At 43.0% G+C, this 15508-nt stretch carries 11 protein-coding genes; 3 read left to right on the plus strand and 8 right to left on the minus strand.

The window, feature by feature from the left end:
- The first annotated feature begins 100 nt into the window (after positions 1–100).
- Together hrpA and Q0Z55_RS01265 are read left to right on the plus strand one after the other, a co-directional pair.
- Entirely contained in the window at positions 101–3985 is a 3885-nt protein-coding gene (hrpA, locus tag Q0Z55_RS01260; protein WP_297423090.1) for an ATP-dependent RNA helicase HrpA, read from the plus strand.
- A 31-nt stretch (positions 3986–4016) separates the two neighbouring features.
- A complete protein-coding gene (locus Q0Z55_RS01265; protein WP_297423094.1) occupies positions 4017–5123 on the plus strand; it encodes a beta-ketoacyl-ACP synthase III in 1107 nt (368 codons plus the stop codon).
- Positions 5124–5169: 46 nt separating this feature from the next.
- On the opposite strand, the gene Q0Z55_RS01270 is transcribed toward Q0Z55_RS01265, so the two are convergent.
- The 8 genes from Q0Z55_RS01270 to Q0Z55_RS01305 form a co-directional block, all read right to left on the minus strand.
- Positions 5170–6582, minus strand: a complete 1413-nt coding sequence (locus tag Q0Z55_RS01270; protein ID WP_297423096.1) for a TIGR00366 family protein — start codon at positions 6580–6582, stop codon at positions 5170–5172.
- 81 nt (positions 6583–6663) lie between these two features.
- On the minus strand, positions 6664–7293 hold the full coding sequence (locus tag Q0Z55_RS01275; protein ID WP_297423099.1) for a CoA transferase subunit B: 630 nt from the start codon (positions 7291–7293) through the stop codon (positions 6664–6666).
- A 3-nt stretch (positions 7294–7296) separates the two neighbouring features.
- Complete coding sequence (locus Q0Z55_RS01280) at positions 7297–7998, minus strand: CoA transferase subunit A (protein ID WP_297423103.1); 702 nt, start codon at positions 7996–7998, stop codon at positions 7297–7299.
- 22 nt (positions 7999–8020) lie between these two features.
- The gene (locus Q0Z55_RS01285) at positions 8021–8923 is read right to left on the minus strand and encodes a hydroxymethylglutaryl-CoA lyase (RefSeq protein WP_297423105.1); all 903 of its coding nucleotides are present in this window, start codon (positions 8921–8923) and stop codon (positions 8021–8023) included.
- Positions 8920–10911 (minus strand): acetyl/propionyl/methylcrotonyl-CoA carboxylase subunit alpha, encoded by a 1992-nt coding sequence (locus Q0Z55_RS01290; RefSeq protein WP_297423108.1) that lies wholly within the window; start codon positions 10909–10911, stop codon positions 8920–8922. The genes Q0Z55_RS01285 and Q0Z55_RS01290 overlap by 4 nt, the downstream gene beginning before the upstream one ends.
- Before the next feature lie 24 nt (positions 10912–10935).
- Complete coding sequence (locus tag Q0Z55_RS01295; RefSeq protein ID WP_297423111.1) at positions 10936–11730, minus strand: enoyl-CoA hydratase/isomerase family protein; 795 nt, start codon at positions 11728–11730, stop codon at positions 10936–10938.
- A gap of 10 nt (positions 11731–11740) precedes the next feature.
- Positions 11741–13390 (minus strand): carboxyl transferase domain-containing protein, encoded by a 1650-nt coding sequence (locus tag Q0Z55_RS01300; RefSeq protein WP_297423274.1) that lies wholly within the window; start codon positions 13388–13390, stop codon positions 11741–11743.
- Between the two features lie 69 nt (positions 13391–13459).
- Positions 13460–14656, minus strand: coding sequence for an isovaleryl-CoA dehydrogenase (locus tag Q0Z55_RS01305; protein ID WP_297423113.1), 1197 nt, complete (start codon positions 14654–14656; stop codon positions 13460–13462).
- 159 nt (positions 14657–14815) lie between these two features.
- Here Q0Z55_RS01305 and Q0Z55_RS01310 point away from each other — a divergent pair, with 159 nt between their 5' ends.
- Positions 14816–15451: a TetR/AcrR family transcriptional regulator gene (locus tag Q0Z55_RS01310; protein WP_297423116.1), complete on the plus strand. Its 636-nt coding sequence runs from the start codon at positions 14816–14818 to the stop codon at positions 15449–15451.
- Positions 15452–15508 lie beyond the last annotated feature (57 nt).

Consider the following 15508-nt stretch of genomic DNA (forward strand, 5'->3'; position numbering starts at 1 on the left):
TAAAAAAAAGTCAAAAATATTCAAAACACATTGCCTTTCGTAAACTTGAAGAACAGCGTAAAATAGCCTGCTTATTTGTGTGTTTTAGGAATACCTTTCAGTGCAGCGTGATTTAAATGTAGAGCAATTGGTGATGGCACGTGACCTTCATCGTTTAAATCGACTACGTCAAGGAAAGGATGCCAATCCACAGCAATATCAAGCACTTTGGGAACAATCGCATGCCAAAGTGCTGCAACGTGTTGAGCGCTTGCCCAATATTACTTTAAATCAAGATTTACCAGTCACCCAATATGCCGACAAACTGATTGCTGCCATACAAAAACATCAAGTGATTATTGTGGCAGGTGAAACTGGTTCGGGTAAAACCACCCAATTGCCACAAATTGCCATGTTGGCAGGTCGAGGCCTAACCGGTTTAATTGGGCATACTCAGCCACGACGTTTAGCTGCACGTAGCGTATCGCAACGTATTGCTGAAGAAGTGGGGCAGAAACTCGGTGAATCCATTTCATTTAAAGTCCGTTTTAATGAGCAAGGTTCACAAGATTCAATTTTACGTTTAATGACCGATGGTATTTTGTTGGCAGAACTGGCGAACGATCGCTTTTTAACCAAATATGACACCATTATTATTGATGAAGCGCATGAGCGTTCGCTGAATATTGACTTTATCATGGGGTATCTAAAGCAGCTTTTGCCTAGACGTAAAGACCTAAAAGTCATTATTACCTCGGCTACTTTGGATGTAAATCGCTTTAGTCGTTACTTTAACAATGCACCGATTTTTGAAGTAGAAGGACGTAGTTTTCCTGTTGAAGTACGTTATCGTCCCATCTCTGAGCTGTCGATTGGGGGCAGTGATGACGATGAATTTGATGACTTTGAAGAAAACCTACCGCGTGCTGTGGTGGCTGCGGTTGAAGAATGTTTTGCCGATGCTCAAGCCAAAGGCCATCCTGAACATGCCGATATTTTGGTATTTGCATCGACTGAACAAGAAATTCGTGAACTCCAAGAAACCTTGCAAAAATTTGGGCCACGCCATACCGAAGTACTGCCGCTGTATGCGCGTTTAGCACTTGCTGAGCAACAAAAAATCTTTAACCCATCTGCGGGTGGGCGACGCATTATTATTGCCACCAACGTGGCAGAAACGGCGCTGACCGTACCTAATATTCGCTACGTCATTGACAGTGGTTTTGCGCGTATGTCGCGTTATAACTATCGCTCACGTGTACAACGCTTACCGATTGAAGCGATTTCTCAAGCAGCTGCCAATCAGCGTAAAGGACGTTGTGGTCGTATTGCGCCGGGTGTGTGTATTCGTTTGTATTCAGAAGAAGATTTTTTAAGTCGTCCTGAATTTACCGAACCTGAAATTAAGCGTACCAACTTGGCGTCGGTGATTTTGCAAATGCAAAGTTTGGGCTTTGGTGAGCTTGAAGACTTTGATTTTATTGAACCACCTGATTTACGTTTGGTCAATGATGGGCGCAAGCTGCTGATTGAATTGGGGGCTATGCGTGATCAAAAAGCCCTTACAGCAGCTGCTCAGAAAAAAGCAGCGGCTTTAACTAAAATTGGTCAACAAATGGCAAAAATGCCGATTGACCCGCGTTTAGCACGCATGATTTTAGGTGGCGCGCATTTTGGTGTACTCAATGAGGTTTTAGTGATTGTGGCGGCGCTTGCAGTCCAAGACCCGCGTGAACGTCCGGCCGATAAACAAGTCCAAGCCGACCAAAAGCATGCTTTGTTCCGTGAAGGCGATTCAGATTTCTTGTTTTATATTAAGCTTTGGGACACGCTAAACGCCAATCGTGACAGCATGAGCGAAAGTAAACGCCGTAACTTTGCGCGTCAGCATTTTTTAAGTTGGTTACGTTTACGTGAATGGAAAAAAACCCACGAACAGTTGGTCGACTTAGCCAAAGGCTTAAAGCTTTCTTTTAACGAAAAACCGGCCAGTTATGAAAACCTACATCGGGCATTATTGACGGGTTTATTGTCGTTTATTGCCAATAAAACCGATGAGCGCAACGTCTTTATGGCAGTGCGGCAGCAAAAAGCACGTATTTTCCCTGCTTCTACCTTACATAAAACCAATACCCCGTGGGTGATGGCCTTTGAGATGGTGGAAACCTCACAGGTATATTTACGCACGCTTGCCAAGATTGAGCCGGAATGGATTTTACTGGCCGCAGGTGATTTGCTCAAACATCACTACTTTGAACCGCATTGGTCGAAAAAAGCCGGTATTGTCAATGCTTATGATCAAATCTCATTGTTTGGTTTGATTGTAGAGCCGCGCCGTTTAATCAATTACGAAAAAGTGGATTTGCCCGCAGCGCATGAAATTTTCTTGCGCGATGCCTTAACCACCGGTCATTTGGGTATTAGCCCACCGTTTTTGAAGCACAACTTACTTAAACTTGAAGAAGTTGAACGCGTTGAAGATAAATTGCGACGTCGCGATTTGGTGGTGGATGAAGAAACCATTTACCAATTTTATGCCAGTAAAGTGCCACCTGAGGTGGCAAGCCGTCGTAGTTTTGAAGATTGGCGTGCCACAGTTGAGCCAAAACAGCCACGCTATTTATTTGTTGAGGATGATGCGCTGTGGCTGAATGATCGTCCCACCACACAACAATTTCCAGACTATCTACACAATGGCAGCTTAAGACTTGCCGCCAGCTATCGCTTTGACCCAAGTCATGATCAAGATGGCGCTACCGTGAAAATTCCATTGCAAGCTTTGGCTCAAGTGGACGAAAACATATGGTCGTGGGGAATTCCGGGTTGGCGCTATGATTTAATTGAAGCTTTGCTAAAAAGTTTACCCAAAGATAAACGTCGCAATTTAGTGCCCATTCCTGATACAGCACGTAAATTAGTACAACGTATTGATGCCAGTCATTTACGTGAACATATTTTAACATTTTTGAGTTTTCAGTTACGCGCTGAACAGGTTGGCGCACAGGACTTTAATCTTGAGCGCATTGAGCAATACTTGCTGCCTTTTATTCAAGTGTTGGATGAAAAAGGTCGGGTACTTGAGCAAGGGCGTAACTTAAGCGAATTAAAAGCTCGTTGCCGTGCAGAAACCCATAGTCCGGTTAAACAGCTCAAAGGTGAATTTAAAACTTTCCCAGAGAAATTTGTGTTTGAAGCTTCACAAAAAGTCTCAGGTGTGGTGGTTAAGCAATATCAAGCTTTGGTGGTAAATAAGAAGTTTGCCGATTTAGCACAAAAAGATGAATCGGGTGTAGTGATTCAAACCTTTAATGATGCCCAAGAAGCCATGAAACAGCATCGTGATGGGGTGATTCGTTTGGTACATTTGCAATTGGGGGATTTGATTCGTCAGTTGAAAAAGCAGATTTCCAAGCCTCTGGCTTTGGCTTATTCCCCTTTAGGTGATAAGGCACAATTGGAGCAAATGTTAGTCTATGCCACTTTACAAATGGCGATTACTGATTTGCCGGTCAATTCAGCTGAATTTGAGCGCCTTTTGGTTGAGGTGAAAAAAAGCTTCTTAACCCATGGTCAAACTGCGCTACAGGTGATGTCAGAGATTTATATTCAATGGCAAGAGATCCGTCAGCGTTTAAATAGCTTAAATGCAGCGGTGTTTGGCAAAAATATGGATGATATTGAAGATCAATTGGATTTAATGTCATTGGCCAATTTTGTCTATATCAAGCCACATGACGTGTGGCTTGAGTTCCCACGCTACCTAAAAGCTTTGCTTATGCGCCTTGATCGCTTACCAAATAATTTACAAAGGGATGATTCTGCCATTGATCAAGTTGACCCTTGGATGGAAAAATTGTTCACTTTTAAAAATGACCCGCGCCTAAAGGAACTTTACTTTATGGTCGAAGAGCTACGTATCTCGTTGTTTTCACAACCAATGAAAACCAAGATGCCAATTTCAGCCACGCGATTGCAAAAAGTTTGGGAACGTTTAGGAATCCGTTAATATACTCACCATTTTTCCATAGGAGTTTTACATGGGCATCCGTATTACAGGCACAGGGTTATATACACCTGCTGAAACCATCACGAACGAAGAATTAGTTCAAAGTTTAAATGCTTATGTAGAACGTTATAACGCCGAGCACGCAGCCGAAATTGCCGCGGGTGAAATTGAAGAGTTACGTACCTCAAGTGCGGAATTTATTGAAAAAGCCTCAGGCATTAAAAGCCGTTATGTAGCAGAAAAGTCAGGTATTTTAGATATCGACCGTATGCGTCCACGTTTTAATATTCGTAGCAATGATGAAATCTCACTCCAAGCCGAGTGGGGTGTCGCAGCTGCCAAACAAGCCATGGACAATGCCGGCGTAACGGCTGAAGATATTGATGTTGTGATTATGGCATGTTCGCAATTACAACGTGGCTATCCGGCAATCGCCATTGAAATCCAATCTGCATTGGGCATTCAAGGCTATGGCTATGACATGAATGTGGCATGTTCTGCAGCGACCTTTGGTTTAAAGCAGTCTTATGATGCAATCTTAGCCGGTGCGCGCCGTGTATTGTTGGTCAATGTAGAGATTATGTCAGGTCAGTTAGATTATACCTCACGTGATTCGCACTTTATTTTTGGTGATGTGGCAACAGCGTCAATTATTGAAAACACCGAGACCAAAACAGGTTTTGAGATTTTAGATACTTATTTATTTACCCAATTCTCAAACAACATTCGTAATAACTTTGGTTATTTAAATCCTGCTGAAGAAGCAAGTGGTAAAGATTTACTGTTCCGTCAAGATGGACGCAAAGTGTTTAAAGATGTATGTCCTTTGGTGGCAAAAATCATTAAAAACCAAGTGGCAAAAAATGAATTAACGCCAGATGACATCAAGCGTTTTTGGTTGCATCAAGCCAATGTGAATATGAACGAGTTAATTTTAAAATACGTGGCAGGTAAAGAAGCGCCAATTGAGCGTGCGCCTATTATTTTGGATGAATTTGCCAATACTTCATCGGCAGGTGTAATTATTGCTTTGCATAAAACAGCTGATCAAGTGGATAACGGCGAATATGGCGTATTGTGTTCATTTGGTGCAGGTTATTCAGTCGGTTCAATTTTAGTGAAAAAAGTTGTGGTTTAAGTTTTAAAACTTAGATGAAAAATGGCGCTTTTAAGCGCCATTTTTTTTAAGAAAATACCGGTGGGCTGTAGGTTAAAGTGCGACCTAAAAACCACAGTAAAAATAAGACCAGTGGGATATGAAAAATCAGTTGGGTGACAGTAAAGCCAATCACATCTTTGGCTTTAAGTTTTAAAATACCAAGCATTGGCAACATAAAAAATGGATTGATTAAATTAGGTAGGGCTTCGGCGGCATTATAAATTTGTACCGACCAACCTAAATGCACTTTTAAATCATTAGCAGCTTGCATAACATAAGGCGCTTCAATAATCCATTTACCTCCACCCGATGGAATAAAAAAGCCCAAAATCGCAGAGTAAATGCCCATCACAATCGCAAAGGTTTCTTGTGACGCAATCGAGACAAAAAATTCAGCAATATAGTGCGATAGCGACAAATCTTGGGCGTTATAGGCATTGGTCATCATAAAAGCGATGCTGCCATACAACGGAAATTGAATCAGCACACCAGACACGGCAGGTACAGCTTTGGTCACCGCATTTAAAAAATTACGTGGTGTGCCATGTAAGGCAATTCCAAGCATTAAAAAAATAAAGTTATAGGTATTGAGGCTTGAAATGGCCAAAATCGGATTACTTTTGCCAAATTCGTTGATCATCCATACCAAGCCTAAAAGCACAATTAAAATACTCAAAATGGGTGAGTTTTCGAGCCAATCGCCCGGGCGTTTTGGCGCTTCAGGATCAACTGCTTTTTCTTCATCCAATTGAATATCAAATTGCTCAATGGTTTTAATATGTTGACCTTTGGGGGCAGACCAAAAAGCAATCGCAATAGACGCAACAATCAATACGGCTGTCATGATCATCGATTGCGGTAAAAAAATGGTTTCGGTGAAGGGAATTACACCGGTCAAATTATAAATAGGTTCAGGCAGACTGGCTTTATTGGCTTGAATTTGCGCAGCCGATGAACTAATCCCCAGTGCCCATGTAGCACCCATACCAATAATGGCTGCTGCGGCGGCGGCACGATAATCCATATTCAGTTCTTTACGCTGAGCCAGTGCAATCACCAATAGCGCAGTTAAAACGGTACTCATGGCCCAATTGACCAAAGAAATAAGTAAGCTGACTGTAGCCACCAAGACAATCGCACCGCGGCCTGAATGCGGTAGACGCGCTAAGACGCGAATCAATGCTTGTACGGGTTTGGACACCGAAACCACATAGCCGACCACAATCAACATACACATTTGTAAGGTAAATGGAATTAAGCTCCAAAAACCGTCGCCAAAAGACAATGCTACAGATTGTGCCGGTGCACCAATTAAAATTGCGGCAATCGCGACAATCACCACACCCAGTAAGGCAAAAATATAAGAGTCAGGAAACCATTTTTCCGACCAATCGCTGACCCTTAAGGCAAAGCGTTGCATAAAGTTTTGTTGTTCCATATTCTATTCCATGATTATTGTTTGAATTAAAAAACCCCTTAAAACCAAAGTTTTAAAGGGTTAGTAGGTACTTTTTTTTATTTAAGCGATCAGTTTGACCCCTGTGAAGCTTTGAATCTCATCTAAAGTCACATCGTGGGCCAGTTCCACCAATTTTACACCTTCAGGTGTCACATCCATGACGCCTAAATCGGTGATGATACGATGCACCACGCCTTTACCCGTTAAAGGTAGGGCACATTGTTCAACAATTTTCGGTGTTCCATCTTTGGCGCTGTGTTCCATCAGCACCACGACTTTTTGTACCCCTGCGACTAAATCCATGGCGCCGCCCATCCCTTTGACTTTTTTACCTGGAATCATCCAATTGGCAAGGTCACCAGTTTGAGAGACTTCCATCGCGCCTAAAATCGCAATATTGACATGCCCACCGCGAATCATGGCAAAAGAATCCGCACTGGAGAAAAATGCCGCACCTTGACGGGCAGTCACGGTTTGTTTGCCGGCATTAATTAAATCGGCATCGACAGTCTCTTGGGTGGGAAATTCGCCAATGCCCAATAAACCATTTTCTGACTGTAGCCACACATTCATATTTTCAGGAATATAGTTGGCAACAAGTGTGGGCAAGCCAATACCTAAATTGACATAAAAACCATCTTGTAACTCTAAAGCAGCGCGTTGCGCCATTTCATTACGCGTCCATGCCATGGTTTAAGCCTCCACTTTTAAAGTCAGTTGTTCGATACGTTTTTCAGGGGTTGTGTTTAAAATAATGCGTTGTACATAAATACCCGGTAGATGGATGTCGTCGGGATCTAAAGCACCAATCTCGACAATTTCTTCAACTTCGGCAATACAGACTTTGGCGGCTGTGGCACACACAGGATTAAAGTTTTGTGCGGTTTTTCTAAAAATTAAGTTGCCGGCTTTGTCCGCTTTATAGGCTTTGACTAAGCCAACATCGGCAGTTAAAGCGTGTTCTAAAATGTACTCTTTGCCATTAAATTCACGTAACTCTTTGCCCTCGGCAATTAACGTACCCACACCTGTTGCAGTAAAAAAGGCCGGAATACCTGCACCACCGGCACGTAGTTTTTCTGCCAAAGTGCCTTGAGGGGTAAGTTCAACTTCAAGCTCGCCGCTTAAAAATTGGCGTTCAAATTCTTTATTTTCACCCACATAAGAGGCAATCATTTTTTTAATTTGTTTAGTTTCAAGTAATACACCTAAACCAAAACCATCCACACCGGCATTATTTGAAATACAGGTTAAATTTTTCACGCCTGTGTCTTTTAAGGCCGCAATTAAGGCTTCAGGAATACCGCATAAGCCAAAACCACCTACTGCTAAGGTTTGCCCATCTTGAACGATATCGCGCAGCGCCTCGGCTGCACTTGCATAGACTTTATTCATTTTTTATTCTCTTAATTTATATTTAAGCACAGCGCTGTTGCCAGTAAGCATTGGCATAATGAGAAGGATTATTACGCTGCAACACTTGGCTAATATTTTGACTTGCGGTCATTAATGTATCTAGATTAATGCCTGTGTTCAAGCCCATATTGGAGAGCAGATAATATAAATCTTCGGTGGAGACATTGCCTGAAGCACCTTTGGCATATGGGCAGCCGCCTAAACCTGCAATCGATGAATCAAACACGCGAATGCCTTGTTGCAAGGATTGATAAATATTAGCAATTGCCATGCCATAGGTATTATGAAAATGTCCGGCCAATAAACTGGCATCTGTACTCGCCAAACACGCATCCCAAACTTTTTTAATTCGATCTGGCGTGGCTGTGCCGATAGTTTCACCTAAAGACACTTCATAGCAGCCCATGTTCAGTAAGCGCTCGGTCACTTGAGCCACCACTTTGGCATCAATTGCACCTTCATAAGGGCAATCGACGATACAGGATACATAGCCACGTACTTTAATATTGTGCTGTTTGGCTGCGGCAAAAATATCGGCAAATTTGGCAAAGCTTTCTTCAATTGAGCAATTGATATTTTTTTGCGTAAAGCTTTCGGAGGCTGCGGTAAACACCGCAATTTCCTGACAACCGACTGCTAAAGCTGCCTCAAAGCCTTTAATATTTGGCGTAAGCAGGCTCAAGCTAATGTTTGGGTGTTTAGGTAATTCAGCAAACAACTGGTCGCTCATGGCCATTTGCGGTACCCATTTGGCCGATACACATGAACCCACTTCAATGCTGCTTAGACCTGTTTGCATTAAATCTAGAATTAGATTCTTACGATCTAATAAGGTGAGTGGTGTTTTTTCATTTTGCAGGCCGTCGCGCGGCCCGACCTCCACGATTTTGACAAACTCACTCATGCCACATCCTCCAACAGCACAAATTCCACCAATTCATCACCGGCTTTGACTTGATCGCCCGGTTGGAAGTAGGCGGCAGCCACTACACCATCTTGCGGTGCACGAATCGAATATTCGATTTTCATGGCTTCAAGTGTTAATAACACATCGTCTTTTTTCACTTGGCTATTGGGTTGCACCAAGACTTGGGTAATCACACCCGGCATCGGGGCTTTTAAGTTGCCGGCATCCGCTGCATCATCTTCGCTGTTAAAGCTTGGTTGAATATGGGCAAAGTGATGACTTTGACCGTTGTGATATACCGTTAAGCCAGTGTTGCTAAAGCTAAACGCATAGTTGGTTTTACGACCTGCCAACTCAATTTTGACATGATGGGCATCCATGAGTTGGCCGCTAATGGTGTAGCTTTGACCTTCATATTCAGCTAAATAGCCCTGATTTTGCGCGGTAAAATGCACCACATTTTCAATGCCGTTAAGGGCAAATTTTACTGCATAGCGTGCATTTACATTAACACGCCATAACGATTCGGCCTGCCACACAGGATTGTTGGCGGTTTTGTTGTTGGCAAAACGAGATAACAATTCAGTCAGTGCTGCAGACACCACAAGTTCTGGCGAGACCTGCGGCTGTGGCCCAAGCAAAAATGCTTCTTCACGTTGGATTAGACCGGTATCTAAATGGGCCGTTGCAAAAGATTCACAGCGCACCAAACGATCTAAAAAGGCGATGTTATTGCCTAAACCATCGACATGGAATTGGCTTAAGGCATGATGCATTTGTGTGAGTGCAGCTTCACGGTTTTTACCCCATACAATGAGTTTGGCAATCATTGGATCATAGTAGGTGGTAATTTCATCGCCCTCAACAATGCCGCTATCGACACGTACATGCGCATTTTGAGTTGGATAGCTTAAATAGTGAATCTTACCAATGGCGGGCAAAAAGCCTTTTTCTGGTTCTTCGGCATAAACACGTGCTTCTAGGGCATGACCATGAATACTGAGTTCATGTTGTTGTTTTGGTAAAGGCTCGCCATAGGCAACACGTAATTGCCACTCGACTAAATCTTGCCCGGTAATCATTTCCGTCACAGGATGTTCAACCTGTAAACGGGTATTCATTTCCATGAAGTACGCCGTTCCATCTTGTTCAACAATAAATTCAACCGTACCTGCACCCACATAATTGACCGCACGGGCAGCATCAAGTGCAGCTTGGCGCATGGCTTCGAGTTTTGGTTCGGCCATTTTTGGCGCAGGCGCTTCTTCTAAAACTTTTTGATGACGACGTTGTACCGAACAATCACGTTCAAATAAATGCACATAGTTGCCGTGAGTATCGCCAAAGACTTGCACTTCGATGTGGCGAGGTTGTACCACATAGCGCTCAATTAACACATCATCATTGGCAAAACTGGCTTTGGCTTCGCTCTTACATGAGGCAAGGGCCGCTAAAAAGTCTTCGCTTTGTTCAACCAAGCGCATGCCTTTACCACCACCACCTGCGCTGGCTTTAATTAAAACAGGATAGCCAATGGCATCGGCTTGTTGTTTTAAAAACTCGGAATCTTGATTGGTGCCGTGGTAACCCGGTGTTAATGGTACGCCCGCTTTTTCCATTAAAGCTTTAGAGGTCGCTTTTAAGCCCATCGCTAAAATGGCATCCACTGGCGGGCCAATGAACACGATATTATTTTTTTTGCAGGCTTCGGCAAATTGGTCATTTTCTGATAAAAAGCCATAGCCGGGGTGAATCGCTTGAGCGCCTGTATCAAGTGCAGCTTGAATAATGCGTTCAACTTGTAAATAACTTTGTGCAGCAGGCGATTCACCAATATACACGGCTTCATCGGCTTGTTTGACGTGCTGGGCTTGAGCATCGGCATCTGAATAGACCGCAACGGTTGCAATGCCAAGTTTTTTTGCACTACGAATCACACGACAAGCAATTTCACCACGGTTGGCAATTAAAATTTTGTTAAACATAGCAGTATCCTTCTATTTTTGTTGTTATGCAGTGGTTTGAATCCAACTTGGACTTTGTTTGTTTAAAAATGCATTCAAACCATTTTTCGCCTCTGTTCCTTGGCGTACATGTGCAATATGTTGTGCAGTTTGTAGCAATAAATCTTGCGTTAATTCTTGTTGATTGACCATTTGAATTAATTGTTTAGAGGCTGCTTGGGCTTCGGGGCCACCCAATAACAGCGCATCTACAATGGCATCGATGGTTTGGTCTAAAGCTTCAGGACTGGCCACTTCATGCGCTAAGCCAATGTTGAGGGCTTGTTCAGCATTAATGCGCTCAGCCGTTAAGAAATAACGCGACGCTTGACGTGCACCAATGGCACGAATCACATACGGGCTAATGGTTGATGGAGCTAAACCTAAGCGCACTTCTGATGTCGCAAATTTCGCTTCAGTGCTTGCCACACAAATATCACAGGCAGAAGCTAAGCCCATGCCACCACCAAAGGCTATACCATGCACACGGGCAATGGTGGGCTGTTTTAAGCTTGCCAATTGATGCAACATTTGCGCAAGTTTGAGTGCATCCGCTTCGTTTTCTTGGCGTGATGCGCTACCTGCTTGTTTCATCCAGTTCAAATCTGCACCGGCAGAGAAGCTCTTACCACGACCGGCTAAAACTACCACACGAATGTCATCACGTTGATCAATTGCAGCAAAACACGCATGTAATTCTTCAATCACTTGGGTATTAAAGGCATTGTGTAATTCTGCACGATTCATCCAAACCGTTGCCACAGCGCCTTGTTGTTCGAGTTGTAAAAATTGATAGCTCATGTCACACCCCTTACATACGGAACACGCCGAATTTGGTTTCTTGAATCGGTGCATTCATGGCTGCCGCTAAACTTAAGCCAAGCACTTGGCGGCTTTGTGCAGGGTCAATCACACCGTCATCCCAAAGGCGTGATGAGGCATAATACGGATGACCTTGACGCTCAAATTGATCACGGAAAGGTTGTTTAAATTGATCTTCTTCTTGGGCTGACCATTGTTCGCCACGTGCTTCAATTTGGTCACGTTTTAAGGTTGAAAGTACGCTTGCGGCTTGCTCGCCACCCATCACTGAAATACGTGAGTTTGGCCATGTCCATAAAAAACGTGGTGAGTAGGCACGGCCACACATGCCGTAGTTGCCTGCACCAAATGAACCACCAATAATCAGGGTGATTTTAGGCACATTGGCAGTCGCGACAGCCATGACTAATTTAGCGCCATGCTTAGCAATACCTTCGTTTTCGTATTCACGACCGACCATAAAGCCAGTAATGTTTTGAATAAACAGCAGGGGAATATTACGCTGCGTACATAGTTCAATGAAATGGGCACCTTTTTGCGCACATTCTGAAAATAAAATTCCGTTGTTGGCAATAATTCCCACAGGCATACCATACAGTTCAGCAAAGCCTGTGACTAAGGTGGTTCCAAAACGTGCCTTAAATTCATCAAAACGTGAACCATCGACAATACGTGCAATCACTTCACGTACATCAAACGGTTTACGGGTATCGCTTGGCACCACGCCATACAGTTCTTCTGCGGCAAAGCGTGGTGGCTCAATTTGATCGACAGATACATTTGGTTTTTTATTTAAGTTTTTAACAATATTACGTGCAATGGCAATCGCATGTTCATCGTTTTCAGCCAAATGATCAGCCACACCTGACAGACGTGTATGCACATCACCGCCACCTAAATCTTCAGCAGACACTACTTCACCTGTTGCAGCTTTCACAAGCGGTGGGCCACCTAAGAAAATCGTGCCTTGGTTACGTACAATAATGGTTTCATCTGACATGGCAGGTACATACGCACCGCCTGCCGTACAACTGCCCATCACTACGGCAATTTGTGCAATGCCTTGGCTCGACATACGCGCTTGGTTGTAAAAAATACGACCAAAATGATCACGATCAGGGAAGACTTCATCTTGCATTGGTAAATACGCACCGCCTGAATCGACTAAATAGATACATGGCAGATGGTTTTGCTCGGCAATTTCTTGGGCACGTAAATGCTTTTTCACGGTTAATGGATAGTAAGTTCCACCTTTGACTGTGGCATCATTGGCTACAATCATGCAGGTCACGCCATTGACTTGACCAATCCCTGCCACAACACCCGCAGCAGGTACATCATCGGCATAGACTTGATAAGCTGCCAATTGACCAATTTCTAAAAATGCACTGCCTGCATCAATCAGTTGATCGATACGTTCACGAGGCAGTAATTTGCCACGGGCAATATGTTTTTCACGGGCTTTTTCACCGCCACCTAAGGCAATTTTTTGTGCAAGGGTTTTTAAATCAGTTACCAAGTTTTGCATTGCAGCTTGGTTGTTTTTAAAATCTTCGCTACGTACATTCAGCTTGGTGCAAAGTACGTTTAATTGGTCATTGTTATTTTCGCTACGGCTAAATTGACGTAATACATTCATCATAAACATCCTTGTATTGAATCTTGTTGTTGTATTAAGCGGATGTGGGCACTGATGTGCCCAAAGGCATTATTTGGTTTCGTTAAATAATTCGCGACCGATCAGCATACGGCGAATTTCTGAGGTACCTGCACCAATTTCATAGAGTTTGGCATCACGCCATAAACGACCGACTGAATATTCATTGATATAGCCATTACCGCCTAAGGTTTGAATGGCTTCACCTGCCATCCATGTGGCTTTTTCTGCGGCATATAAAATGGCACTGGCGGCATCTTTACGTAAGCTACGACGATGATCAGCTTTGTCACATTCTGCGCCAACGGCATATACAAGCGCTTTACATGCCAACCATGTTGAGTACATATCTGCAACTTTACCTTGCATCAGTTGGAACTCACCTAAGGCTTGACCAAACTGTTTACGCTCATGTAAATATGGAATCACGCTGTCCATACAAGCATCCATAATGCCAAGCGGGCCTGCGCTTAAAACCGCACGTTCGTAATCTAAACCACTCATTAAGACTTTAACGCCATTGCCTACGCCACCCATCACGTTTTCTTTTGGCACTTTTACGTTGTCAAAAAACAGTGGGTAAGTATTTGAACCACGCATCCCCAATTTGTCTAAATGGGTACCATGACTAAAGCCTTGCATGCCTTTTTCAATAATAAAGGCAGTCATGCCTTTAGCACCGGCTTGGGTATCGGTTTTGGCATACACCACCAATACATCGGCATCACCGCCGTTGGTGATCCACATTTTTGAGCCATTGAGTACATAGTGATCGCCGTGATCATCAGCACGTAATTTCATGCTTACTACATCTGAGCCGGCATTTGGTTCAGACATTGCCAATGCACCGACATAATCGCCTGAGATGAGTTTTGGGAGATACTTTTGTTTTTGTTCTTCAGAACCGTTACGTTTAATTTGGTTAATACATAAATTTGAATGTGCACCATAAGACAAGCCAATTGAGGCAGATGCGCGTGAAATTTCTTGCATCACAATAATATGTGCTAAATAACCCAAGTCTGAACCACCGTATTCTTCGCTCACCGTTAAACCATGTAAGCCCATGTCGCCCATTTTTTTCCAAAGATGTGCAGGGAATTCGTTGTCACGGTCCACACTTGCAGCAATTGGGGCAATTTCTTTGGCACAAAATGCTGCAACAGAATCGCGTAGAGCGAGTAAAGTCTCGTCTAGACCAAAATTAAGGGTTTGTAGGTTAAGTTGTAACGGAATATGTACGTTCATGTTATTCATCCTGAATTTGTATTTATTTTTCCCAAATCACTTGGTGAAAAGCGGTTGTTTTTGTGCTTTTAAAACTAACATACAATGTTTTTTTAAAAAAGTGAATACAAATTCATAAATTGATTTAAAATTCATTTTTATCTTGTTGAGAATAAAATTATGAGTTATAAAAGATCATCACTGATGCAAGAGCGTATGGAGCAAAATCGTATTTCGATTTTACAATCCGCGCGAGAATTGATTGCACAAGGTGGATTAAAAGAAGCGCAAATTCAACCGATTGCAGAGCGGGCAGGCGTTTCAAGTGGCTTGGTATATCGCTACTTTGAAAACAAAAGTCAGGTGTTAATTGAGGTGCTGGTTGCAGCAATTGCGCATGAAATCAAAATTTTAGACTCAATTGCCAAACGTCAAGATTTACGCGCAACGGAAAAATTACATAAGGCGGTCACCACCTTTGTAAAGCGTGCTTTAAATAGTCCACAATTGGCGTATTCGTTAATGTTTGAACCGATTGACCCTTCGGTTGAGCATGAGCGTTTTCGCAGTAAACAATTACTCAAACAAAGTATTAAGGAGATTTTAGCCGAAGGGAAAATTAACGGCGAATTTGGGTTTGAGGATTTAAATACCGCAGCATTGTGTGTGGTGGGTACCATGACCTTTGTGGTAATTGAGCCTTTAAATCCGTCACGTAATATGATGTTTGATCAAAATTATAAGGATTACTTTGTCAAACAAATCGCTGATTTTTGTTTAAATGCGGTGATGATTGAGGAAGAAGCACGCGTTTAAATTCCACACAACGGTTTGTGGGCAAAGCATAAAAAACAAAATTAAAAAGAATCAAGG

Source organism: uncultured Acinetobacter sp., assembly GCF_947626835.1.
Lineage (GTDB): Bacteria > Pseudomonadota > Gammaproteobacteria > Pseudomonadales > Moraxellaceae > Acinetobacter.

Excerpts from the sequence above, each read along its gene's own strand:
- Q0Z55_RS01265 (WP_297423094.1), top strand. The coding sequence starts at position 4,017 with ATGGGCATCCGTATTACAGGCACAGGGTTATATACACCTGCTGAAACC.
- Q0Z55_RS01270 (WP_297423096.1), bottom strand. The coding sequence starts at position 6,582 with ATGGAACAACAAAACTTTATGCAACGCTTTGCCTTAAGGGTCAGCGAT.
- Q0Z55_RS01275 (WP_297423099.1), bottom strand. The coding sequence starts at position 7,293 with ATGGCATGGACGCGTAATGAAATGGCGCAACGCGCTGCTTTAGAGTTA.
- Q0Z55_RS01280 (WP_297423103.1), bottom strand. The coding sequence starts at position 7,998 with ATGAATAAAGTCTATGCAAGTGCAGCCGAGGCGCTGCGCGATATCGTT.
- Q0Z55_RS01285 (WP_297423105.1), bottom strand. The coding sequence starts at position 8,923 with ATGAGTGAGTTTGTCAAAATCGTGGAGGTCGGGCCGCGCGACGGCCTG.
- Q0Z55_RS01290 (WP_297423108.1), bottom strand. The coding sequence starts at position 10,911 with ATGTTTAACAAAATTTTAATTGCCAACCGTGGTGAAATTGCTTGTCGT.
- Q0Z55_RS01295 (WP_297423111.1), bottom strand. The coding sequence starts at position 11,730 with ATGAGCTATCAATTTTTACAACTCGAACAACAAGGCGCTGTGGCAACG.
- Q0Z55_RS01300 (WP_297423274.1), bottom strand. The coding sequence starts at position 13,390 with ATGAATGTATTACGTCAATTTAGCCGTAGCGAAAATAACAATGACCAA.
- Q0Z55_RS01305 (WP_297423113.1), bottom strand. The coding sequence starts at position 14,656 with ATGAACGTACATATTCCGTTACAACTTAACCTACAAACCCTTAATTTT.
- Q0Z55_RS01310 (WP_297423116.1), top strand. The coding sequence starts at position 14,816 with ATGAGTTATAAAAGATCATCACTGATGCAAGAGCGTATGGAGCAAAAT.